The sequence below is a fragment of the Geovibrio ferrireducens genome (assembly GCF_026226615.1).
Taxonomy (GTDB): domain Bacteria; phylum Chrysiogenota; class Deferribacteres; order Deferribacterales; family Geovibrionaceae; genus Geovibrio; species Geovibrio ferrireducens.
In genome coordinates this window covers 237022-258638 of record NZ_JAJAPB010000003.1, presented here as the reverse complement: position 1 = coordinate 258638, position 21617 = coordinate 237022, and the positions used below count along the sequence as shown (strand labels likewise).

Below are 21617 nucleotides of genomic sequence, written 5' to 3'. Positions count from 1 at the left end.
TTTTGTTTTAAGCAATACAATTGATAGTGTATAAATATCCTAAGAGTTTAAAAATAGCCTGTTAAAAAATGTCAGATATGTATATAATCAAAAGAAAAAGGCTGTCAGAGCCTGTTTGCGCATATGTAAAATGGCGGTTGATTATTATATATGTTTATTTTGACACCGCATCTGAACGGGAAATTTTTTCGGAGGCTTTATGGAAATCAGCTCCATGAACGGAATGACAGACATTCTCGACAGGCTTACAAGATTTTATGTCTTTAAGGGTATAGAATACTCCCGTCTCAGGCTTCTGCTTGAGAAAGGCGAGCCTGTTTCCGTGGAGCAGGGCGGAGTCATATTTAAAAAAGGCGAGTCGTACCATAAAGGTGTTTACCTTATATTTTCCGGTGAAGTGGAACTCTACGGCGATTCCGGCCTGAAAGCCGTGATCGATGCAGGTGATTTCGCAGGTCTCTCAAACTTCGTGGGCAAATCGGTTTACCATGTCAGCGCCACAGCCTCTAAGGATTCTGAGTTTATTTTCATACCGGAGCTCAGCATATACAAGCTTATGGAGGTCTCAGAGGATTTCAGGGAACGTTTCTACGGACTTGTGACCAGAAGGATGAGCGCCATCACGGGAAAAGACACCGCAAGCATAGAATCCAGCACATATAAACCTGTGGGCAGTTACATGACCAGCCCTGTAATAACTGTTAAAACGGCTGATACGGTAATGGATGCGGGCAGAATCATGTCAGAGTATAATATAGGCGCTCTGGCGGTTCTGGGCGACAGGGAGGCTCTGGCAGGGCTCATAACCAGCAAGCACATGGTTCACAGGTTTCTGGCAAATATAGACAGCAGCCTCCGGGCTCCGTCCGTGAAAAATTTCATGGAAAAGGAGCCGCTGGTGCTTCCTGCGGAGTTTCCGCTTGCCGAAGCACTGGGGGAAATGCAGATGAAAGGGCAGGAATACGCCCTTATATCCATGAAGAATAAACCGGTGGGCATAATCTCCAATAACGACATTATGCGCACTCTGTTCAGAAATACATCAATCCACAACACATATATAGAAGGTGTTTCCGGTCTTGAGGAGCTGCGCGCCTCGCACGCCGGGCTTTATAAAATAGCCGAAGGACTCGTGGGGAGCTCAAGGCTGACCTATGATGTTCTGCCCGCTGTATCTGCTATACATCTTAATATTCAGAAGAAGGTCTACCGCCTCACCGCGGAGAAATTTGCCGCTGAAACAGGTTATGACATAACAAAGGTGAAGCATTCGCTTATTATAATGGGCAGCGGCGGGCGCAGAGAGATGATGCTGGACCCCGATCAGGACAACGGTTTTATCTTTGCTGATGATGTTTCGGATGAGGACATAGCGATGTTCCTTAAATTCGGCGAGATGTTTACTGATAACCTTGAGTTTGTCGGCTATAAAAAATGTCCGGGCAATGTGATGGTTACAAATCCGGAAATGTCCATGCGGCTTTCAGAATGGAAAAATAAGGTTCGTGACTGGGTGGACGGCTCGGCGGGCAAAAGCATCCTCTGGAGCAATATAGTCTTTGATTATGATGGGTTAGCAGGGGATGAAAAGCTTGTCTGGGAACTCAGAGAATATATCAATATGAAAATATCCCAGAAGCCTATATTCCTGATATACATGCTGGAAAATGACTCCAACCAGCGCAGGCCCATAAACCTTTTCGGAAAATTTATCACTGAAAAGGAAGGGGAGCACACCGGAAAGATGAATATGAAAATAGCGGCTCTGGCTTTTATTGTGGATGTGACCCGTGCATTTACTCTGAAATGCGGTTTAAGCGATCTGAACACCATAGAGCGCCTTAAGCACCTGCGCCGCAAGAAGATTCTTTCAGATGAGCTTGTCTCTCAGACTCAGGATGCCTATGAGATTCTGGTGGATATAACCCTGAATGAGCAGATCAGGCAGGCTCACTCCGGAGAGAGGATCAGCAAGTTTGTAAACCCGGAAAGCCTTTCCATGTACAATCAGGAGAAGCTCCGCAAGGCGCTTAATCACATGTCGAAGTACCTGTCGGTGGGGCTTAAGTATTTCAAGGGACACCCTTAACTGAATGTATGAAATAGAGCATGGCTTTGTTTCAGTCATTCTGAACGCAGTGAAGAATCTATATGCTGAGACTCTTCGCTTTGCTCGGCAGGATGCACGGATTACTGTTATTAAGTAAGACGGATTGACGGGCGTATGTTTCTGATATAATCTCGTTTCCATGAAATCGGACATCAGGCGGATATTTTCCAACGCATCATCGCTGTTTATCCTTCAGCTTATAACATATGCCATATCCCTTGCTGCGGTTCCTTACCTTGTCCGTGTTCTGGGGCCTTCCAAATACGGGCTTGTGATATTAGCGCAGTCCGTAATAACCTATTTTATATTCCTTGCTGATTACGGCTTTGATATGTGGGGAACCATGCGGATAGCCGAAAACCAGCACGACAAAAAGCGGCTTTCAGAAATATTTCACAATGTAATGGCAGCCAAGCTTCTTCTGGGCTTTGCCGGTTTCATCATTATCCTCATCCTAATCGCAGCAGTGGGTAAATTCAGAGAGGAATGGCGGCTTATCCTCCTGAGTTTCGGTATGATAGGCGGGCAGATTCTTATCCCTTCGTGGTTTTACAGAGGCATGGAGCGGATGAAGTTCATAGCCTTCTGCCTTGTCGCCGTGAAAACAGGCTATCTGGTTCTGGTTCTTATCATGGTGAAGACAGAGGCGGACTATGCCCTTGTGCCTCTGGCTAATTTCATCGCCTATACCCTCGCCGGCTTATACGGCATATGGACAGTATATGCAAAATTCGGCCTCAGATTCACAGCCCCTGTATTCAGCGGAATAACCGAAGGTCTGCGGGGCGGTTTCACATACTTCGCCAAGGCAATCACGGATAACTTCGCCAAGATAACAAATACGGTCATTCTCGGTTTCATAGCGGGGGATGCGGCTGTGGGCTTTTACGGCTCTGCCGAAAAGCTTATGGATGCAGTACGCGCCATGCTTTCCCCTGTGTTTCAGGCTATATTCCCCCATTCCCGAAAAACAGCAGCCCGCTCAAAGAAAGAATGGTTCGGCTTTATCAAAAAAGCAGGAGCCGCTGTGGCTGTTTTTGCCGCTCTTCTTTCCGCCGCAATCTTTCTTTTTTCGGATTTTGGCGTAAGACTGGTTCTGGGCAGCGAGTTCATGGCCAGTGTATCTGTTCTGCAAATGCTCGCGGTTTATCTTTTCTTTTTCTCGGTTAACAATATACTGGGGGTGCAGACTCTGGTATGCTTTGACAGGGGCAGGGCGTTTCTCAGCCTTACTCTGGCGGCGAAGCTTCTTGGACTTTTGCTTTCGTTTATTCTGATTCCCGCTTTTTTCGAGAAAGGTGCGGCTTTTGCCCTTGTTTCATCAGAGGCGGCCTACAGCCTTTTTCTTATCCTATATATAATGAAGAGCGGACTCCTCAGTGATGTCCGCAGGAGCGTCACTTGAAAGCGGCATTTGTGAACAGCCATCTCAGAACCGAAACTTTTTACGGAATATCATCCCATCTTGATGCGGAGTGCTACTGGATTTCCACGGGCGATCCTGACTGGGTAAGCTTTCTGGAATCAAAGAAAGTGCCGAGAGAGCGTATTCTGGATCTCGCTTTTGCGTACGGTGATGAAGATACTGATCTGGATGCAGTTCTTGAGATGGAGAAACACTCCGCCTTTAAAGCTTCTGCGATGATTATGTCCGACAGGCTCCTGCGGCATAAATCAAGAGAAAAGGCATATTCGTATATCTCCTCAGTTTATAAAATGATTAAACAGTTCATTACGGATAATAATATAGATGTTGTTTTCGGTGAATCCACATGGACGGCGGAGCTTGCAGCCTCGGCTGCGGCAGAGAAATGCGGTATACCATTCCTTACACCCGCCACAACAAGAATACCGAACGGAAGGTTCACTTTTTTCAAAGGGTTCTTTCAGGATAAACTGTTTATGGAAAAGCCTGTTTTTGACTCTGATCTGGAAGCTGCCGAAGAGTTTTATGACAGGTTTGTAAATCATCGTCCTGTGCCGGATTATGCTCACATAAAGCGTGATTTTTCCCTGTTCAGCGGTGAAAATCTCCGCAAGTTTAAAAAACACCTGACATATATGATGTTTCACAGGGATAAGGATATGACCCGCCCTGATCTGGATTATCTTTTTGATCAGCGCATTTTCCGCCGGAACAATGCAAAAAGGCTGAAAAGGCTGAGGCTGAGCAGGGATATTTCCTTTCTTAAGGGGCAGAAATACTGCGTCTATAACCTGCACATGCAGCCGGAGGCGAGTATTGACGTTCTCGGTTCCTATAACTCAGATCAGTTTCACATAATCCAGAATATTGCCCGTTCACTTCCGGCGGATGCCGTGGTGGTCGTAAAGGAGCATCCGCAGGCAGTGGGGGACAGAGTGCGTGAGTTTTACAACGCCGTGAACGACCTGCCGAACGCTGTGCTTGTGCACCCCGAATCAGATAACTGGGAGCTGACCGCAGGAGCGTTTGCAGTGGTTACTGTTTCAGGCACTGTTGCTTATCAGGCCGCACTTCTGGGCACACCCTCCGTTGTCTTCTCCGATGTATTTTTTGCCGAACTGCCCCTTGTGTACAGATGCCGCAGTCAGGAGGAACTGCCTGATGTCCTGAAAAAATGCATGGACTCGGACAGAAACCCGGACAGGGCAGCCTGCACGGCTTTTCTGGCAAAGCTGATCAAAAACTCATTTGAAGGTTCGGTCTACGGCAGAGAAGTCAGTGACGGAAATGTTCAGGAAGCCAATTTCAAAGCCGCGGCGAAAGGATTTAATTCTGTTCTCAGCTATATAAAGTCTGAAAATCCCACGGTTATCCGCTAATCCTTAACGAGGTACTGCTGGTTATTGTAATAACCTTCCAGAAACGCTGTGCGTGCCTCATCCGGGCTTAGGTAGGTTTTGCTCACCGCCACATCCGCCGAGTATTTCAGCTTGGCACTCATTACGTCTATGCTTTCACTGGCCTCATCCTCAAAGCCTTTTCCGGTTATTGTGAGTTTTTTTGCGTAGTTGTCGGAGATTATGCCTCCGAGGAGGGCCTTAAGCTGAGGTGCGGACATGCTCCCCTTGGTGTTGCCCATGCTCACGGTTATATCCATCTTAAGTCCCTCCAGAGTACCCATTATGGAGCCAAACTCGCGCCCGGATTCGCTGGTGAGCACAGTGTCCACAAAGTCTGCGGTGGGTGCTTCCACACTGATTTCAAACTTTCTGAAAACTTCCCAGTTCTGGATTTTATTATACGCATCCCCGATGAAAACCGGATCAAGGATCACAGTACTATCATCCGCAAGCCAGCGCAGAAACTCTGTGAACGCTCCCTTGCCTGCCGTGCCGGAGGCAGTGAGGATGAGCCTGTCCTGCGGGAGAGCCAGTCCGTAGGTTATGTCCCCCAGAGTGCCGGAATTAAGGGGAACTTCGCTGAGTTCCCCGTTTCTGTCATACCAGACAGGCCAGCTTGACTTCTCTTTGATAAGCCCGAAAAGATAGGCGGGGTAGCTGTTCACCTCGAAAGATTCGAACAGCTTGAACATTATCTCTCTGCTTTTTGTCTCGAAAAAGCCGTAGTCCATTCCGCTTTCAAACAGTGTGGAGAGTTTTTCGGAAAGGGTCATGAAAACCCCGTCCTCCTGAGATTCTATATTGAAGAAGTTTACATTGATCCGCTTTTTTTCAGCCATTTATTTCCTCATCGCTTTAAATTAAGTTTATACTATCAGCAAAAGCATGAAAAATAAAGGAGGCGTGTATGAGCGCTATGGCATTTGTATCCATAACCCCTCTGGGCGAGGGGGAGGGCGTTTCCGAGTATGTGGCCAGAGCTGTGCGGGTGATCAAAAACAGCGGGCTTGACTGGCGGCTTACGCCTATGGGGACAATAATCGAGGGGGAAAGCCCTGCTGCCGTTCTCGGCGTTATCAACTCCGCAGTGGAGGAGCTGAGCGACTGCAACCGTATTTCAGTTTCCATAAAGATGGATTACCGCAGAAACAGGGAGACGGGCATGAGCCGAAAAGTGGAAAGCGTTATGGAAAAAATGGACCTGTAGGAAAAAAAGTACATTTCTGTTTTGAGTAAATGATCTTTACCGGGATTTTACCCTAAGCGTGCTAATAACTGAACACCTGTTCGGAAGGCTTTTTTAAGTTATACGGCCTGATGCCGATTGGAAAGGCAGCGGAGATGTGCCATGCACCAGTCAGAGAATGACTTAATGAATGATGAATCCAGCAGCACCGCACCCATAGACAGGCTTGAAAAGGTTCTTGAAAAGTGCAGAGAGCTTGCCTCTCAGGAGCCGAACGGCTGTGCAGTGGTGAACAGGCTGGCAGAGGATCTGGAAACAGTATTAAGCAAAGCTAAGAGATTGGTTTGAAATAATTATATCTGAGCTGCTTTGTTGTGGTATTATATAGTATGACGGCTTTGTGAGAAAGCCGCTGGATTGAGGGCTCCTCCGGATTAATCCGCAGGAGCCTTCTGCGTTATTACAGTATACATTATTCTGAGCCTGTTGCCGCAGAACCCTGAATACGGCAATTTTTTCCTGATTTTTTCTGGCACGTTTCCTGCTTAAAACAGTTACAGAGATTGATAAAGGCAGGATAAGAGATGCAGACCGCCGGGCAGATTACAGCAATACCCTTTACTGAGAGGCGCAAGGCAAAACTTATACCTGTATCGGAAATAAGGTTCTGTGACAGGGTGTACCGATACCCGGAAGATTTTCCCGCAGAAGTGATAACTAAGCTCATCGAGCTTGTGGCTCATGATGAAATCAATATGAAAGAGCTTAATTATCTGCACCTTGTTCTGATAGAACTGCCGAAAACAGCGGCAGAGCAGCGCAAAAGCGCATTCCCTTTTTCAGACATGCAGGAGCAGGACTTCGCCGAAGGCGGACTGAGCTTTGCGGAATATGTGGATTACCAGATAGAACGCATGAAAAGACTGGCCGAAAACGGAATAGGCGAGGACTACTCCAGAAGGATTCGCGAGCTTCTGCTCCGTTTCAGGAACCTCTGATAAGGTTCCGCCCGCTCCGCCTCTCTTCGTGAGGGCGCATATATAAAATTGCGGCAGCGGGGAAACATTTACTACGGCGTCGAAAGCGTGGTTGCAAAATCACGTAAATACTGTCCTGGGGGTGCAGCGATGCGCCCCCTTCCTAATTTAATCAATCCCTATCCACTCCAGTCTGCCGGAAACGAAGTTTACCAGATACTTTTTCACGGGCTTTCTGTAAAGCTTTGAGAGAATGTCGGCGTATCCGTTTATCTGCTCTGTGTATTCCTCCATCATTTTTGATGTTATGCCGCCTGTTTTGAAATCCAGACAGCAGACCGCTTCATCCTTGACGGAATAGAAGTCCACTGTTTTTATGCCTTCTTCATCCGAGAAACTTCTTTCACGGAAAATTTCGGCGTTCAGTGTTATTTCCTGAAAAAACGGATCAGAATACAGCATCAACAGGGCGTTTTTTATCCTCTCCTGATCATCACTGCCCAGATACGGCGAATGCTTCATAACGGTGAAGCGGGCTGTTTCTTCCGCCTCCTCATGGCTGAAATGCACACCGAGAAAGATAGCCTCGTGCAGTGCTGTTCCGAATATTTCTCCCTGGAAGTCCGTGCTTTCCTCCGTGATGGGGTATTCGGGAGCGGGGCGGGGTACAAACTTTTCCGCTCTGCGTTTTTTTTCTTCCGCCTGCGGCGAGAATGTTTTTCTGTATTTTGTGCCTATTGTCAGAGGTATTTCCGCATTGTTCGCCAGAAGCTGCTCCAGCGAGTTTGCCGAAGGTTCCTCTTTAACTGGGATGTAAAGCTCTCGCTTTGCCCTTGTGACTGCAACGTAAAGCAGGTTAAGTCTGTCATGGTAGGCGGCTTTTTCCTCCGCTTCGTAAGCATCGCGGAAGCTGCCGCTGACAAAACCGTTCAGCTTTTCGCCGTGGTTGAATATTATGCTGTCGGCCAGCATGGAGCCGCTTTCAGAGTAAAATATCATCCGAGAGTTATTGGCGTTGGGCTTTACACTGATTTCAAGGTCGGCAATGATAACCGCTTCAAACTCAAGACCCTTTGATTTATGGACAGTCATAACCGTCACAGCGTCAGACTTTCCGGCGGAGAGGGCGTTTTCGGATTCCGCCCTGCGCCTGAACTCCTCAAAAAAGGCGGGAAGATTGGCTGTCACAGGGATATAAGCCGCTATGTCGCAAAGCTTTTTGAAGTTTGCGTCCCCCTCGAACCTCTCCGCGAGGTAAAACTCATTCACAGCCATTGCGAAGGCTGAGCGTCCGTTCTGTCCGTTTATTTTTTCTGCGAACTCTTTCAGCTCCTCCCTGATTTTTTCACAGAAGCCTTCCTGAGCCGCCTCCTCAGCGGAGTTCACCGCAGGTTCCGTCATGCGGAAGGAAAATGCGCTGAGGCTGTCTCCGTAAAATATATGGCTGAAAATGTTCATGATTATTTTAAACGGCGCGCTGTCCGTGAGTTTCTGCCTTGTTTCACTCCGTGCCGGTATGCCGTTCCCGTTCAGATATTCGGTGCATGTGTCCGCCTTGAGGTTGGTTTCTGTGAGCACAGCGATTTCTGATGCTCTGAAACCTCGCTCCAGAAGGTCGTTTACGCATCCGAGGATATACTCCTCATTGCTGTCCTTTTCGATAATTTCCACACTGACATAACCTTCGTCAGGTCTGTTGCCCTTCTGCTCTGTATAGCGGAAGGTTTCATCTTTCAGTTTGCCGAAAAGCAGATTGGCAAACTCCATGACCGCCTTTGCGCTCCGGTAGTTTACATCAAGCTGGCGTTCTGTTATGAAGTCGCTGTAGCTCTCTGTAACAGTATCAAAAAGGCGGCTTTCGCCCCCTCTGAACCTGTAAAGGGTCTGTTTGGGGTCGCCCACATAGAAAAATGACTTAACCGCATCCTGCTGACCGACACCGGCAAGCGCCTGCTGTACAAGGGGTTCCAGAATTTTCCACTGGGCAAGGCTCGTATCCTGAAACTCATCAATAAGGATGTGGAGTATGCGCCCGTCCAGACGGAAATAAAGGTATTCCGTGTCCTCGGCAATGCTGTTTTCCACCAGCATGCTGTATGCCTTCATTGTTATGTCTGCGAATGTGAGTACATTGCGGGATTTTTTCAGCCGCTCAACCTCGGCAAAGAAGAGGGTGTAAAACTTTACGGAAAGGCGGATCATCATCTCGCCTTTCGCCTCAAGGCATCTGCCGATGTTCTCTGTGACTTCGCTGTAGGCTTTTTTCTGTGTTTCGGTGTATTCAAAGGCTTTGAAATAGCCGACAGCCGGGTCACATGCGGCGTAAAGGGCTGTTCCGCTTATCTTTTTAAAGTCAGCGCCTGCTGCGAGGCCTTCCGCCTGTTTTTTCTGGTTTCCGTTGAGCTTTGAACCGAGCAGTTCGGTTCCGAAGGATCGGGATGCGGCAACTGTCTGTTGTTTATAGAAGTTTACGCCGTCAATAAGGGCAGTGAAGCTTTCCAGCGATGTTCTGTATTTTTCGGCAAGCAGAGGGAGGCCGATCAACTGATTCTCAAAGTTTGACTGCTGTTTGCGTATCTCATCCATCAGTGCTTTCGGTGTCTGCTCCAGTGCGCGGGCGGCATTTTTCAGCATATCCCCGGTTTCCGCTGCAAAGATCTGGAATGTTCTGAAAAACGCTTCCGCTTCAAGCTCTTCCTTCTCCTTATCCTGAATTATTGAAAAACCGGGCCGGACATTTGCTTCAAACGGAAACTGGGATATTATACGGTTTATGAATGAGTCGATGGTGCGTATGCGCATCTGGGAAAAGTTTTTCAGCACATAGTCCCGCACGGGCCTTGCCTTTTCCTCAAGTTCTTCATCCGTAAGGTTATTATGCTGGCGGAGGATCTCTCTTTCCCCTTTAAAGTCGGCTCTGTTGCCGTCAGCTAGGGCGTTCAGCACCTGAATTATCCTTTCCTGCATTTCTGCGGTGGCCTTCACTGTGAAGGTGAGGCAGAGAATCTGTTCCATCTGCGCACCGCTGAGCAGCAGGTTTATGTACCGAAGGGAGAGGTTAAAGGTTTTCCCTGTTCCGGCGGATGCTACAAGAGCAATATTACATTTATTATCAAGATTTTGCATCAGCTTCTCCCGCACAGATCGGAGTAATCGCAGTATTTGCAGTCCGCCTGTTTGTCTGTTCTGGGGTAAGACTGCTCAGGGTCGGCTATCCGGTTGAGCAGGCCGCCCAGAAACTCCCTGAACTCATCCATGCAGCTTACATCGAATGCCTTGACGGTTCTGAACTCTTTTTTTATGTCATACCAAAGGATTTCATCAGGCAGGTGTCCGTGTTTGTGCATAAAAAGCAGAGCGTAGAGCGGCATCTGCACATCTTTTATTTTCTCAGGCTTAAAATCTCTGAAATCTTTGACAGTTTTGAGTTTATAGTCGATTATAGCCGTTCTGCCGCTGTTTTCGTCTGTTCTGTCCAGCCTGCCTTTCAGGCGCATTCCGTTTATCTCCGCTTCTAAATCATCCTCTTCCGTCTTGGGTCGCCAGCCCTCCTCAAAACGGCTTATTTCATTCACAGCAAAGTAGTAAAGCCTTTCAGCCAAATCCTGAACCTGCTCTCTTTCAAGGGGATTTGTCCTGTAAGCGTCAAACCTGCCCATTGCTTCCAGAAAACCGCTGTATATGCGGCTGTGGAGCTCTTCCGCATTTTCAGGCAGACCTGCGGAGTAGATATTTTCAAGAACACTGTGCATTGCCTTGCCGTATTCATATGGCGGAATGGAGTCCTCCGGCCTGTCTGCGGGCTTGAGGCCGATTATATATTTTGCGTAAAACCTGTACGGACAGGCGATATAATCATTGAGCATTGTGGCTGATATGCCGCGTCTTTTCAGCTTGCTCCCTATTCCCGCATCCGGCCTGAAGGAGCTGACTTCATGGAGTTTCAGACCTTTTTCCGATGTAGTGAATATTCGGAAGCCTGATGAGGAGTACAGGCGGACAATCAGCCTTCTTTTTATTATGAGTTCTTCAAGGAACGGGCTTCTGTATGATGCGCCCTTATCACGGGAAATGCATGATATAAAGGCAAATTTACTTTTGGCTATTATCTGGCTCATATAGTTTTTGATGAGGTGCTCCCTGTCCTGAAATGTTGGCAGGCGGAGGTTTCTGCGGATTTCCGTGTTCAGAAAAAGATCCTTGTCGCTGGAAGGCGGAAAAACATCGGCATTCATATTGGGAATAAAAACCGCATCGAAATGCATGTTTCTTGTTTCCAGCAGCCCCATGACCGTTACCTCGCCCCCCGGACGGTGAAAACCTATGCGTGCGAGCCCGCCCATTAGCTGTTTGAGGGCAGTGTGAACGGGGAAAACATCTGTCACGGGTGCGTAAACGGTTCTGAGCCTTTTCAGTTCTTTAATGACCAGAGTTCCGTGCTGTTTCTCCCTCTCGTCATCAGAGTTTTCAAGGAAAATTTCCGCAAGATCCATCAGCTTCTTAGCCGCATCAGGCAGAGTTGTGTGGGTTTCATTGAAGAAGGGCGCAAGCACTTTGCGCACGGATGAGAACCCTGCTGTTTCCTCAAGGGACACTGCAAGCCGTTTCATGGTTATCAGGTCTTTCAGCCTTTCAGCGAGTGATGAAAACCCGGTTATCTTTTTCAGAAACGGCTGTGCGGCTATTTTTTCCATTGTTTCTATGCCGATCAGACCGCCGGAGAGCATGTTTTCTTCCGCCGCCTGTCTGATTATGTCCGCAGTATGGTATATTTCAGAGTAGGTTCCGTCTGTTCCTGCCGTAATGTTGAAAAGGTTGTAAATATCATGTTCTATGAAGTAAGCCTTCATCTTTTCATCAGGCAGAATCACTGCCATACGCTTAAAATCGATCCCTTTTGCCGCAGTTTCATATATTTTCTCGACAATGAGTTCGTATTCTTCCAGCCGTGACCCGGTTTCCGCTGCTTCGATGCCTGCTGACTGCAAAGCTTGATCATCATCCGGTACGGTGATATTCAGAGTTTCTTCAATCTCTTTATGGTTAACCGTTTTTTCGCCCAAAAAGTGAAAAAACAGATGTACGGAACAGGTTTCTGCCAGCATTTTGAGCGTCCGCATCTCATGCCGTGTGAGAAAGCCTGTTACAAGGAACACATAATCTGTGAACCTCTCTGCAAAGAACTGATTAAACTGAGGATTGTCGAACATTTCTGAGGAATCGCATAGTCCGTTTTCGTCCAGAATTTCTGTATAAGCCGTCCAGAGAGTGTAAAGGATGTGTGTCTGACGTTCATAGTCAGTGTAGAGGGAGTGCTTTGCAAGCTCCTCCGCCGTTATGAGCTCACCCTTGATCTCCCTGAAAAAGCGGAAAAACGCGCTTCCCGTTTCGGCAAAGGTGATGAAGTTTTCCATGAAGTCCGGATCTGTGCGCTTGAACAGGGCGAGTTTCTCATCCGTGCTGAGGCGTTCCGCAGCCTGTTTCATGTAGAAATGCCTTAGCTCCTGCGGAACAACAGGTTTTTCGGTGCGGAAAAGATAGCTGTTAAATTCCGGAATGCTCAGGATAACGGGTGATTTTTCCGATTTGCTGAGCCTGAGTGCCAGAGAGCGCTTGTTCCTGCCTGTGGGCAGAACGCAGCAGACCTCGCCGCTGAGGAGTCCGGCATCCTTAAGATACTCCGAGATAACGGGAATAACTGGCTTTCCCGAAGGGGTTCTGAATGTATGAATCATAAGCCGATTTTAACATCCGGCGGGAGCATTGTTCAATATGATTATTTCTTTTCAAGCTGTCCGAGGATGTCTTTCACTTCCGCAAACACCATATCAGGAGTTATGTCCTTCATGCAGGAGTGATCCGTTTTTTTCGGAAAGCTGCCGTCTTTTATGCAGGGGGAGCATTTTTTCTCAAGCCAGATATAGCGGCTGAGGTGGTTTGTGATCGGGTATCTGTTCAGCGGGCATGTGGGGCCGAATATGGAGACAACCGGGATTCCAGCCGCCGCACCGAGAATCATTGCCCCGCCGTCGTTGGCAATGAGCAGCGCACAGCGCTTCAGTGCAGCGTAAGAGCCGGCGACAGGTATTTTTCCGCAGAGGTTTTTCACCCTTGATTCGTCAAAACTGCTTGTGTCCAGCAGTTCCTTATCACTTCTGGAGCCTATCACAAGGACATTGCAGTCCGTTTCCGCAACAATTTTTTTGATCAGCTCAAGATACCCGCGCCAGCGTCTGAGGTCGTCCTCGGTTTTCATTCCGGAGCGTCCGCCGGGAGCCACGGAGATAACTTTTTTGTCAAAAAGGCTGCCTGAGAGATTTCTGATCCTTTCCGGCTCCGCCTCGCTGTGGTAAACATTCATGGCGTGTCCATCCGGTTTGAACCCTTCAGCCAGCTTGCAGAGCTCTATATACGCGTCAACATCGTGAAACTCGTCCCCGTTTGTGAGCATGCGGGTGAGGTGCTTGCTTTTTCCTTCGCTGAACCCGTATCTTTCTGGAACCCCTGCACTTTTTGCCGCATTATCCCATGCGCCTTCCCGCTGCATAATGAAAATTTTCTCGGCTCTGAATGACTTTATCAGGTTTGTGACCTTAAAAACGGTTTTCATCCGGGCAATCATCCCGCCAGTGTAAAAAGCATCGTCATCAAAGGTTATAAGCCTGTCAATATTAGGATTTCCAAGAAGTGCCGCTTCGCAGGTTTTGCCTATGATATAGATGATTTCTTCATGGGGAAAGGATTTGCGGTATGCTCTCAATGCCGGGGTGGTCATTATTGTGTCCCCCAGTGCGCCGAGTTTGAAAAAAACGGTGACAGGCCTTCTGCTCAAGCTGTGCTCCGGTATCTTAGTGAAGATTAAAGAATTTTATACTCAACTTAAAAATTTGGGAAGAAGTTATTGAAAGGAGATAACAAAAAAGACAAAGTCGCAGGTGTAAACCAGTGTGCAGCTATGAAATGCCTGCACACCGATGTGCAGAAACTGCACACCGCGGACGGGATATACACTTCTGTTTGATGTTTATCATAAAGCACTTACCTCAATTCTGCCGTTTTGGCATGGAATGCGCTAAAAAGGCAGACTTTTAACATTAACGGAGGAAAGAAATGAAAAAAGCAGTATTGTTAACACTTGCAGTAGTTTTGGCTGCCGGAATGGCTTTTGCCTATGGTCCGGGAGCAAAGGGCGGCAGAGGCGGTTTCGGCGGATGCGGCGGAGCCGGGTATCAGTCCCCTTGCGGCGGCGGTCCCTGCGGGTCTGCTGCGGCTGATTTTCAGCCCGTAACGGAGGAAGCGGCAAAGGCTGCTGTTGAAAAATACGTAGCGGAAAACTTCAAAGGCTTCAAAATTGATAAGTTCGACAAATTTGTTATGCCCAGAGGCGAGTCCTACCAGGCAACGGTTAAAGATGCCAACGGCAATACATTCTTCTTCCACGTAAGGATGGACGGTTCCGTTTTCGGCCCCATAACTGCAAACTAAATATAAACCTTCTTAAAAATCGACGGGGAGTCCGCAAGGCTCCCCGTTTTTTTTTGCCTATCCTAATATCTATTAATTATATAGATATTATGTAATTTTTGCTCACTGCTGTGCGGATATTGCACTCCTTTTTTGGGTTCATAATTATTTTATTCTTTTGTATAAATTATTTAAGTTTTTGGCATATTCAGGCACGCTTCCCGCTTTAAAAACGGCATACAGAATACAAGGAGGATAAAATGAAAAAAATCGTATTACCTGTAATGGCAGTATTTCTCGCGGCCGGAGCCGCTTCGGCTATGGAGGGAATGGACATGAAGCCGGAAAGTAAAATCAATGCTTATGTTGCCTCTCCCGCAGAGATGACAGATGCCGCAGAAAGCTACAGTGTGGAGCTCGAACTTCAGCGTTTCACAGGCAGGATTGAAAAAGGTGAGGTGATAAGCGCATATGTGGCGCTGCCAGAGGAAATGGTTGACTCTTCCGGCAGTTATAACGTTGAGAACGATCTTAAGCGTTTTCTTGATAAAAGCTCTGAAAAGGGAGAAAGAATAAATGTTTATATTGCTTCTCCTGAGGAAATGGTTGATGCGGCAGGTTCTTACAGCCTTGAGAATGACCTGAAACGTTTCGGTATCGAATAAAGGTTTGCCGGAATAGGGAAGGAGTCCATGAATCGGGCTCCTTTTTTAATTATTTGATCAAAACGGGAATTAATACTAAAGAAATATGATCTCCTGCCGATAAAAAATGAATAAGGAGAAAATCATGGATCTTGCTTCACTCGCTTCCGGTTTTTCACAGATGAAACAGTCTGAATACGCCATGCAGGCATCAGTAGCCGTTGCAAGGAAGGCTCTGGATGTTCAGGAAAGTCAGGGCGCAGCAGCGCTTAAGCTTATTCAGTCCGCGGAACTGCCTAAAAATTCCGGCGGTGAAAAGGGCAACTTTTTTGATGCCATAGCCTGATTATTTTTTCAGCTTGTGCGTGTGGGAGTAATTAAACTCAAAGTTCCCCAGATCTGAAGTTGCGTAAACCTTGCCGTATATTTTCATCTCCGCGTCTTCTGCGAGATATGCCTTAATGAACTCCTGTCCTGCCCGCTTCGGATAAATTGTCATATTGAATGACAGGCTGCCGGTGTTCTTTTCTTTGATCTGAAAGCTTTCATTGTCCGGGTTTTTGCCCGATGCGACAATTGATTTCCCCATCAGTATGTTGTATGTAAATCCAGTTATGTAGACAGGGAACAGGTTATCGTTTTTGATTGAAAGATCAACATCCAGATCTACCTTGTCAAAGCTGAGTTTATTTTTGATGCTGACATTTTCGATTCTGACGCTCACGTTGGAGGCGTAATAGTTTACCATCTGTGCGCAGGCCGCGGCAAACAGCGTGATAATGAGTATTGGCAGCAGTTTTTTTATCATATCTTCACCTTTTCGTGAGTATGATATTATTTAAAGCATGAAGAGAAAAGAGAAAAATGCCGCTTCACGGAAAAGCGGCCGGATGATTATGTCAGATTTTTCCGCCTGTTTTGTCTGAAACCTTCTGCCATTCAATATTGAGAAGAGCCTGAAAATCAGCAACGTCGGCCAGATAGTGGGTGTCCAGATAATATGATTTTCCGGAGGATGAGTTTTCTGATTCATACTCCTCTTTGGATGCTGATACTGTGGCAAAGGATGATTTCCTGAAAGATATGGGGTATTCCCTTTCTATTTTATAACTGTCCAGCAGGGTGTCTATTTCTATTACAATTCTGACTTTATTTTTTATGGCATCCACATACTGGATTCCATCCGCTCTTACTATGCTGAGGTCGCCTGAGTAAATTCCTGAGAGCTTGTATGTTCCGTGAAAGCTGTCTGATGCGCTGGCTGAAACCGGGGTTGTTCCCGCCTCAGTGGTGTGCGGGCCGGACGCTGTGCCGGAGCTTCCGCATGAAATTGTAATAAAAGCAGCTAAAACAGCCGCCGCAAAATAATAAGGGACTCTCAGCACCTGACCTTCACCTGTGAGCGTAGTATTTGTATGTATCTGCTTAACATTTCGGCAGAAAATGAGGAAACTTCACTTTTTTCTGCCGAAAATCGCGGATAAATATTTACACTACTTTGAAGCGGTTTACAACTCTATATTGATCCTCGGACTGCATTTGCAGATCGCTTACCGTATGTGATATTTCAGCAAGGGCTATGCTGCTCTGCTCCAGCCCGGAGGAGATCATCTGTACATTGTCATTTACTGAGTTTACGGCGTCGCTCTCTTCGTTCACGGCGCTGCTTATGGCACTGTTGTTGAGGGATATATCTTTTACCGAAATCATAATCTGCTCAAATATTTCCCCGGTTTCAGAGATTGCTGTGACACCTTTACCCACCGCGCCTACAGCCTTGTTCATGCTGCTTGATGCGTTTTCTGTCTCTTTTCTGAGGGTGGAGATAATGCCTCCCACTTCCCCTGTGGCGTTTTGGGTGCGTTCTGCAAGCTTTCTTACTTCGTCTGCCACAACGGCAAAGCCTCTTCCCGCTTCGCCTGCTCTTGCGGCCTCTATTGCGGCATTGAGGGCGAGGAGGTTTGTCTGGTCTGCTATATCGTTGATAACATCGAGGATTGCACCGATTTTTTCTGATGAGTCAGCAAGTTCGTTAATGGTTTTTGCCATCTCCTCAACACTGCGCTTAATATCTCCTATGTCCTTAACTGCGGAGTCAAGCTTCTTTTTACCGTCGTCAGTGAGCAAGTTGGCTTCCTGAGATCTCTTAAGAACTTCGCCTACGTTCTCGGCTATCTCCTTGGAGGTTGCGGCCATCTGCTCTACAGATGCGGCTATGCTTGATATTTGTGATGTCTGCTGGCTCATAGTGTTTGAAAGCTGCTCCGTGGAGGCGGCAAGCTCGCTGGAACCTGCTGAAACAGATTCTGAGGACTGCTGTATACTCCGGACAGTTTCGCGCACTTTTGCTATGAATGTGTTGATGTAGTCAGCGAGTATTTTTGTTTCGTCGTTAACATCCACAATAATTTCCTTTGTGAGGTCGCCTTCGCCTTCGGCAAGGTCTTTCGCCGTTACAGTTATGGTTTTGACAGATTTGATTATGGATGCTGAAACCAGAAGAGTTATAACCGTGTTCACCGCCAGAATGAACAACATTATAATAAGGCTGTTTATAACGGACGAACGGCTGATAGACGCTGCTGCTGCCGCATTTGCATCCACCTGCTCATTTATTTGCATAACAATTTCCTGTACCTGGTCATCGATCGCCGTGCTTGTGTCATCAATGATATTGTCAAAGGCTCCGAAAACTGAGTTATCCGCTCTGTCTTCAACAGCCTGAGCGAGATCCACGCTTACCAGGGAGTATAACTTGTCGAACTTTTTGTATATATCATCAAATTTCTTAAGTGTTTCTGCGTCTGTTATTATCTGCTGAATCTGCTTTTTGTTTTTTTCATAGCCGTTCAGGATGTCCGCCATTTCCTCTTTTCTTTCATCGCTGATAAATCCGTCCATTCTGTCGACAATAATATCCATCGCCAGAAGGTTAAGCTTGAGATTTGCTATTTCCATATTGCGCACTGCTGTTGATTTATCGAAGGAAACACCCTGAGAAGCTGCAAGACCGTTGAGCTTTCTTATGGTAAGATTATTATAAAAACCGAGAACGAGGAAGAGTGCACTTCCCACAATGAGTATTGCCATTATTTTTTTTCTGATGGTAAGGTTTCTCATTTTTTCACCGCTTTTGAGTTTTTAATTTTTAGTTAATATATTTTTTATAAGGATTATATCCTTAATGATACTTAAAAACATTGATAAATGAAACATAATTATTTTATTGTGTTTGAAAAGGATAAACTTTTTTTCTCAGAAATATGCGAGAGTGATTGCTGATGGCTAAAAACTTATTGAAAATACTTGGTTTTATTTTTGTTAACACTTTTCTTTTCAGATGGTTCTTCGAAAATCTCGGCGGCTGGCTGTATGAAAGCGCGGTGAACAGAAATATGCTGAGGCTGGTTGTTTTCTCCCTTGCGGCTGCTCTGGTCATAGTATTTATCATAAAATTCGGTTTTCCGGCTGAAAGGGGAAGGTGGTAGTGCTTGCTTTTTCCTGAAACCTGTATAGGATATTCAGAAAAATGTATATAAAGGAGTTGGAATGAAAAAGATAGTCCCTGTTATTATTTTGGCTGCGGCTGTTCTGATTATGGTTTTTTCACTCAGAACGGAGAAAGACGGCGGAATGACCCTCGCAGCTCTTCAGGCGGAAGCCGCAGAAACCGGAAAGGCAATGGTGGTTCAGTTCACCTCTGACGGGTGCATTACATGCAGAAAGATGAAGCCCGCCCTTGAGAAGATTGAGTCCGAAGGGGGTGACAGGTATATGTTAAAGGTTGTTGATGTTGATATAAACACCGGCATAGCAATAGAGATGGGCATAACTGCTGTTCCGGTTCAGCTTTTTATCTCTCCGGAAGGGCAGATTCTTAAAAAGAACCTCGGCTACCTTTCCTACAAGGATTTCACTGATATTTTTGCAGAGTATTCAATATAATATGCCGCCCTCCGGGGCGGTTTTTTTTGCTGAATGTAAAAATTGTAATAAATATTCCATTTAATTATGAAAAAGTTTAGGATGTTAAAGATAAAGCGGTTTTATTCTGCTGGCGGCTTTTTCATGCATTTTCAGGCATTCAAAAGCATTTACAAAATTTGTTTTCATTAATATCTTTATAACGATATTGCAAATAAAGACTGAAGGTTTATTTCAATGGAAAAAGTAATACTTGTCGTTGACGATGACCCTGAGATACTGGAAATAATCAGACTTCTGCTTTCCCTCGAAAAATATACAGTGCTGACAGCCTCTACGGGGATGGAGGGTATCGCTAAGGCAAGGGAAAATAATGTGGATCTCATCGTTCTTGATCTGAATCTGCCGGATGTTGACGGTCAGCAGATATGCAGACTTGTCAGGAAGGAGAAGGATGTGCCGATCCTCATTCTCTCAGCCCGTGACAATGTTTCGGATAAGGTTATCTGTCTTGAATACGGCGCGGACGATTATCTCACCAAACCCTTTGAAAATATTGAACTCACAGCAAGGATAAAAGCTATTCTGCGCAGAACAGAACCCATTGGTGAGGCATGTCAGGAAGGCGTTATTCAGTTTTTTCACATAACAATAGACAAGTGTGACCGCACAGTGCACATAGGCGGCGAGAAAATAAACATAACCCCCAAAGAGTTTGAGCTTCTCATGTATTTTTATGAGAAAAGGGGGCAGGTTCTCTCTCGTGATGACATAGTGAAGGACATCTGGGGGAAAAACACGGTATACTCATGGTCCAGAAGTCTTGATGTTCATGTGAAAAACCTCCGCCAGAAGATAGAGACAAACCCGAAGAATCCCGACATTATCAAAACTGTTTCAGGTGTTGGCTATAAAGTGAAAAAATGAGACTCACACTCAAGCTTATTACCAATATTGTTATTGTAACGGTAATTTTTGTGGTGCTTTCCACAATGTTTCTCTGGCAGCGCCAGAAGGAAATTATAATTGAGCAGGCGCACATTCAGGCGAAAACTCTGTTCGAGATGATTCTGATCACGCGCCAGTGGGTGGCTGAAAACCGGAATGATGTGCGTCCTGTGCCTGCTGTTGTCACCAAAGAACTCTCCAAATACGCGGGCGTTATGTCCCGTTTCAGGTTTCATATAACCAGCACAAGCCTTATTAATCCCGAAAATGCGCCGGACGAGTTCGAGGTGCGCGCTCTCACTGCACTTGCCGGAGGCAAGGCGGAATATGACGAAACAATAGAAGAGGGCAAGAACAAAATATACAGATACATGGCGCCGCTTTACATAAACGAGGCATGCCTTGAATGCCACATTTATCAGGGCTACACAGTGGGCGATCTCAGAGGCGGAATATCCGTATCTGTTCCATTGGACGAGATTGAAGCCTCTATCGACCGCAATAACCGCTTTTTCTATATGGCAGGCATTGTAACCTTTCTCGGTATAGTCATAACAATCAGCATTCTGGTGCGCAGACTTGTACTGACAAAGCTGGACATACTTGCGGACGCGGCTTCCTCCTTCAAATCCGGTGACTACACCCGAAGTGTGGACATTGATACTGACGATGAAATCGAGGAACTGGCGGAAGCATTTAACCTGATGCGGGAGAGTATTCTCCAGAACGAAGACAACCTTAAACGCAGACTGAAAGACGTCACGGGCAAGTATGTCATGCTTGTGAATGAGCTTGAGCATAAAAACGATGAACTCCGTTCGGTAAACTCTTTTAAAACTGAGATTCTGGATTCGATCTCACACGAGATAAGGACTCCGCTCACGAAAATCCTCGCCTACAGTGAGCTGTTACTGAAGCCGGAGCTTGAGAATGATGTTAATCTCCGCTACAAATCAGCGGAGACGATCAGGAAAAGCTCAAAGGCGCTCAACAGGCTTTTCAACGAGATAATAACCCTCAGCAGGCTTGAGCATAAGCAGCACGATTATCACTTTGCCCCCGTGAAGATAGCCTCCATGTTTGAGGAAACTCTGGCATTCTTTGAGCAGGATATAAAGGAGAAGAAGCTCAGACTCAGCGCGGATATTCCGGAAAATCTTGTGGTATGTGTGGATGCTGATGTTTTTAAATATCTTATAGATAACCTTCTCTCTAATGCAATCAAGTTTAACAGGCAGGAAGGGGAACTCTCTGTCAGAGCGTTCAGGAAGGACGGCTGGGCATACTTTACGGTGAGAGATACAGGCTGCGGCATACCTCAGCACGAAATAGAAAATGTTAAGAAGCGTTTCTACAGAGCCAGCAATGTGAAAAAGGATTACCCCGGAACAGGGCTTGGGCTGTCTATTGTGAACAGAGTGGTTCACGCACATAAGGGAAGTCTGGAAATCGAATCAGAGCTTGGGGAATATACGGAGTTCAGGGTTATTCTGCCAAATTCCGCAGCGCTTTGCGGTTGACGGAGGCGGTTTTTCCCG

The 21617-nt window shown here is 46.5% G+C and carries 20 protein-coding genes; 13 read left to right on the top strand and 7 right to left on the bottom strand.

The window, feature by feature from the left end:
- Positions 1–199 precede the first annotated feature (199 nt).
- The 3 genes from OSQ85_RS04965 to OSQ85_RS04955 all read left to right on the top strand — a co-directional run bounded on the left by OSQ85_RS04965 (position 200) and on the right by OSQ85_RS04955 (position 4915).
- Positions 200–2089, top strand: a complete 1890-nt coding sequence (locus tag OSQ85_RS04965; protein ID WP_265821727.1) for a putative nucleotidyltransferase substrate binding domain-containing protein — start codon at positions 200–202, stop codon at positions 2087–2089.
- Positions 2090–2249: 160 nt separating this feature from the next.
- Entirely contained in the window at positions 2250–3515 is a 1266-nt protein-coding gene (locus tag OSQ85_RS04960; RefSeq protein ID WP_265821726.1) for an oligosaccharide flippase family protein, read from the top strand.
- Positions 3512–4915 carry a hypothetical protein gene (locus tag OSQ85_RS04955; RefSeq protein ID WP_265821724.1) on the top strand — a complete coding sequence of 468 codons (1404 nt, stop codon included), beginning with the start codon at positions 3512–3514 and terminating at the stop codon, positions 4913–4915. The genes OSQ85_RS04960 and OSQ85_RS04955 overlap by 4 nt, the downstream gene beginning before the upstream one ends.
- On the opposite strand, the gene OSQ85_RS04950 is transcribed toward OSQ85_RS04955, so the two are convergent.
- Positions 4912–5775 (bottom strand): DUF6731 family protein, encoded by an 864-nt coding sequence (locus OSQ85_RS04950; protein WP_265821722.1) that lies wholly within the window; start codon positions 5773–5775, stop codon positions 4912–4914. The two genes, OSQ85_RS04955 and OSQ85_RS04950, sit on opposite strands and share 4 nt — an antisense overlap.
- A 68-nt stretch (positions 5776–5843) precedes the next feature.
- On the opposite strand from OSQ85_RS04950, the gene OSQ85_RS04945 reads away from it, so the two are divergent.
- The 3 genes from OSQ85_RS04945 (at position 5844) to OSQ85_RS04935 (ending at position 7120) form a co-directional block, all read left to right on the top strand.
- Positions 5844–6143: an MTH1187 family thiamine-binding protein gene (locus OSQ85_RS04945; RefSeq protein WP_265821720.1), complete on the top strand. Its 300-nt coding sequence runs from the start codon at positions 5844–5846 to the stop codon at positions 6141–6143.
- 141 nt (positions 6144–6284) lie between these two features.
- Positions 6285–6470, top strand: a complete 186-nt coding sequence (locus tag OSQ85_RS04940; RefSeq protein ID WP_265821719.1) for a hypothetical protein — start codon at positions 6285–6287, stop codon at positions 6468–6470.
- Between the two features lie 236 nt (positions 6471–6706).
- Positions 6707–7120 (top strand): hypothetical protein, encoded by a 414-nt coding sequence (locus OSQ85_RS04935; protein WP_265821717.1) that lies wholly within the window; start codon positions 6707–6709, stop codon positions 7118–7120.
- Between the two features lie 147 nt (positions 7121–7267).
- On the opposite strand, the gene OSQ85_RS04930 is transcribed toward OSQ85_RS04935, so the two are convergent.
- The 3 genes from OSQ85_RS04930 to OSQ85_RS04920 are packed head-to-tail and all read right to left on the bottom strand — an operon-like array spanning position 7268 to position 13931.
- Entirely contained in the window at positions 7268–10225 is a 2958-nt protein-coding gene (locus OSQ85_RS04930) for a UvrD-helicase domain-containing protein (protein ID WP_265821715.1), read from the bottom strand.
- Positions 10225–12834 carry a PD-(D/E)XK nuclease family protein gene (locus OSQ85_RS04925; RefSeq protein WP_265821714.1) on the bottom strand — a complete coding sequence of 870 codons (2610 nt, stop codon included), beginning with the start codon at positions 12832–12834 and terminating at the stop codon, positions 10225–10227. Before OSQ85_RS04925 ends, OSQ85_RS04930 begins: the two co-directional genes overlap by 1 nt.
- A gap of 41 nt (positions 12835–12875) precedes the next feature.
- Complete coding sequence (locus OSQ85_RS04920; RefSeq protein ID WP_265821712.1) at positions 12876–13931, bottom strand: glycosyltransferase family 9 protein; 1056 nt, start codon at positions 13929–13931, stop codon at positions 12876–12878.
- A 278-nt stretch (positions 13932–14209) separates the two neighbouring features.
- Between OSQ85_RS04920 and OSQ85_RS04915 the strand changes: the two genes are divergently transcribed.
- The 3 genes from OSQ85_RS04915 to OSQ85_RS04905 all read left to right on the top strand — a co-directional run bounded on the left by OSQ85_RS04915 (position 14210) and on the right by OSQ85_RS04905 (position 15553).
- The gene (locus OSQ85_RS04915; RefSeq protein ID WP_265821711.1) at positions 14210–14584 is read left to right on the top strand and encodes a PepSY domain-containing protein; all 375 of its coding nucleotides are present in this window, start codon (positions 14210–14212) and stop codon (positions 14582–14584) included.
- 239 nt (positions 14585–14823) lie between these two features.
- Positions 14824–15228 (top strand): hypothetical protein, encoded by a 405-nt coding sequence (locus tag OSQ85_RS04910; RefSeq protein WP_265821709.1) that lies wholly within the window; start codon positions 14824–14826, stop codon positions 15226–15228.
- 124 nt (positions 15229–15352) lie between these two features.
- Positions 15353–15553, top strand: a complete 201-nt coding sequence (locus tag OSQ85_RS04905) for a YjfB family protein (protein ID WP_265821707.1) — start codon at positions 15353–15355, stop codon at positions 15551–15553.
- On the opposite strand, the gene OSQ85_RS04900 is transcribed toward OSQ85_RS04905, so the two are convergent.
- The 3 genes from OSQ85_RS04900 to OSQ85_RS04890 form a co-directional block, all read right to left on the bottom strand.
- On the bottom strand, positions 15554–16015 hold the full coding sequence (locus tag OSQ85_RS04900; RefSeq protein ID WP_265821705.1) for an NDR1/HIN1-like protein: 462 nt from the start codon (positions 16013–16015) through the stop codon (positions 15554–15556).
- Between the two features lie 91 nt (positions 16016–16106).
- Positions 16107–16592 carry a hypothetical protein gene (locus OSQ85_RS04895; protein WP_265821703.1) on the bottom strand — a complete coding sequence of 162 codons (486 nt, stop codon included), beginning with the start codon at positions 16590–16592 and terminating at the stop codon, positions 16107–16109.
- 103 nt (positions 16593–16695) lie between these two features.
- Entirely contained in the window at positions 16696–18327 is a 1632-nt protein-coding gene (locus tag OSQ85_RS04890; RefSeq protein ID WP_265821701.1) for a methyl-accepting chemotaxis protein, read from the bottom strand.
- 161 nt (positions 18328–18488) lie between these two features.
- Here OSQ85_RS04890 and OSQ85_RS04885 point away from each other — a divergent pair, with 161 nt between their 5' ends.
- The 4 genes from OSQ85_RS04885 (at position 18489) to OSQ85_RS04870 (ending at position 21599) form a co-directional block, all read left to right on the top strand.
- Positions 18489–18695 (top strand): hypothetical protein, encoded by a 207-nt coding sequence (locus OSQ85_RS04885; protein WP_265821699.1) that lies wholly within the window; start codon positions 18489–18491, stop codon positions 18693–18695.
- A gap of 61 nt (positions 18696–18756) precedes the next feature.
- Positions 18757–19152, top strand: a complete 396-nt coding sequence (locus OSQ85_RS04880) for a thioredoxin family protein (protein WP_265821697.1) — start codon at positions 18757–18759, stop codon at positions 19150–19152.
- 216 nt (positions 19153–19368) lie between these two features.
- Positions 19369–20058: a response regulator transcription factor gene (locus tag OSQ85_RS04875; RefSeq protein WP_265821695.1), complete on the top strand. Its 690-nt coding sequence runs from the start codon at positions 19369–19371 to the stop codon at positions 20056–20058.
- Complete coding sequence (locus OSQ85_RS04870) at positions 20055–21599, top strand: ATP-binding protein (RefSeq protein ID WP_265821694.1); 1545 nt, start codon at positions 20055–20057, stop codon at positions 21597–21599. The genes OSQ85_RS04875 and OSQ85_RS04870 overlap by 4 nt, the downstream gene beginning before the upstream one ends.
- Positions 21600–21617 lie beyond the last annotated feature (18 nt).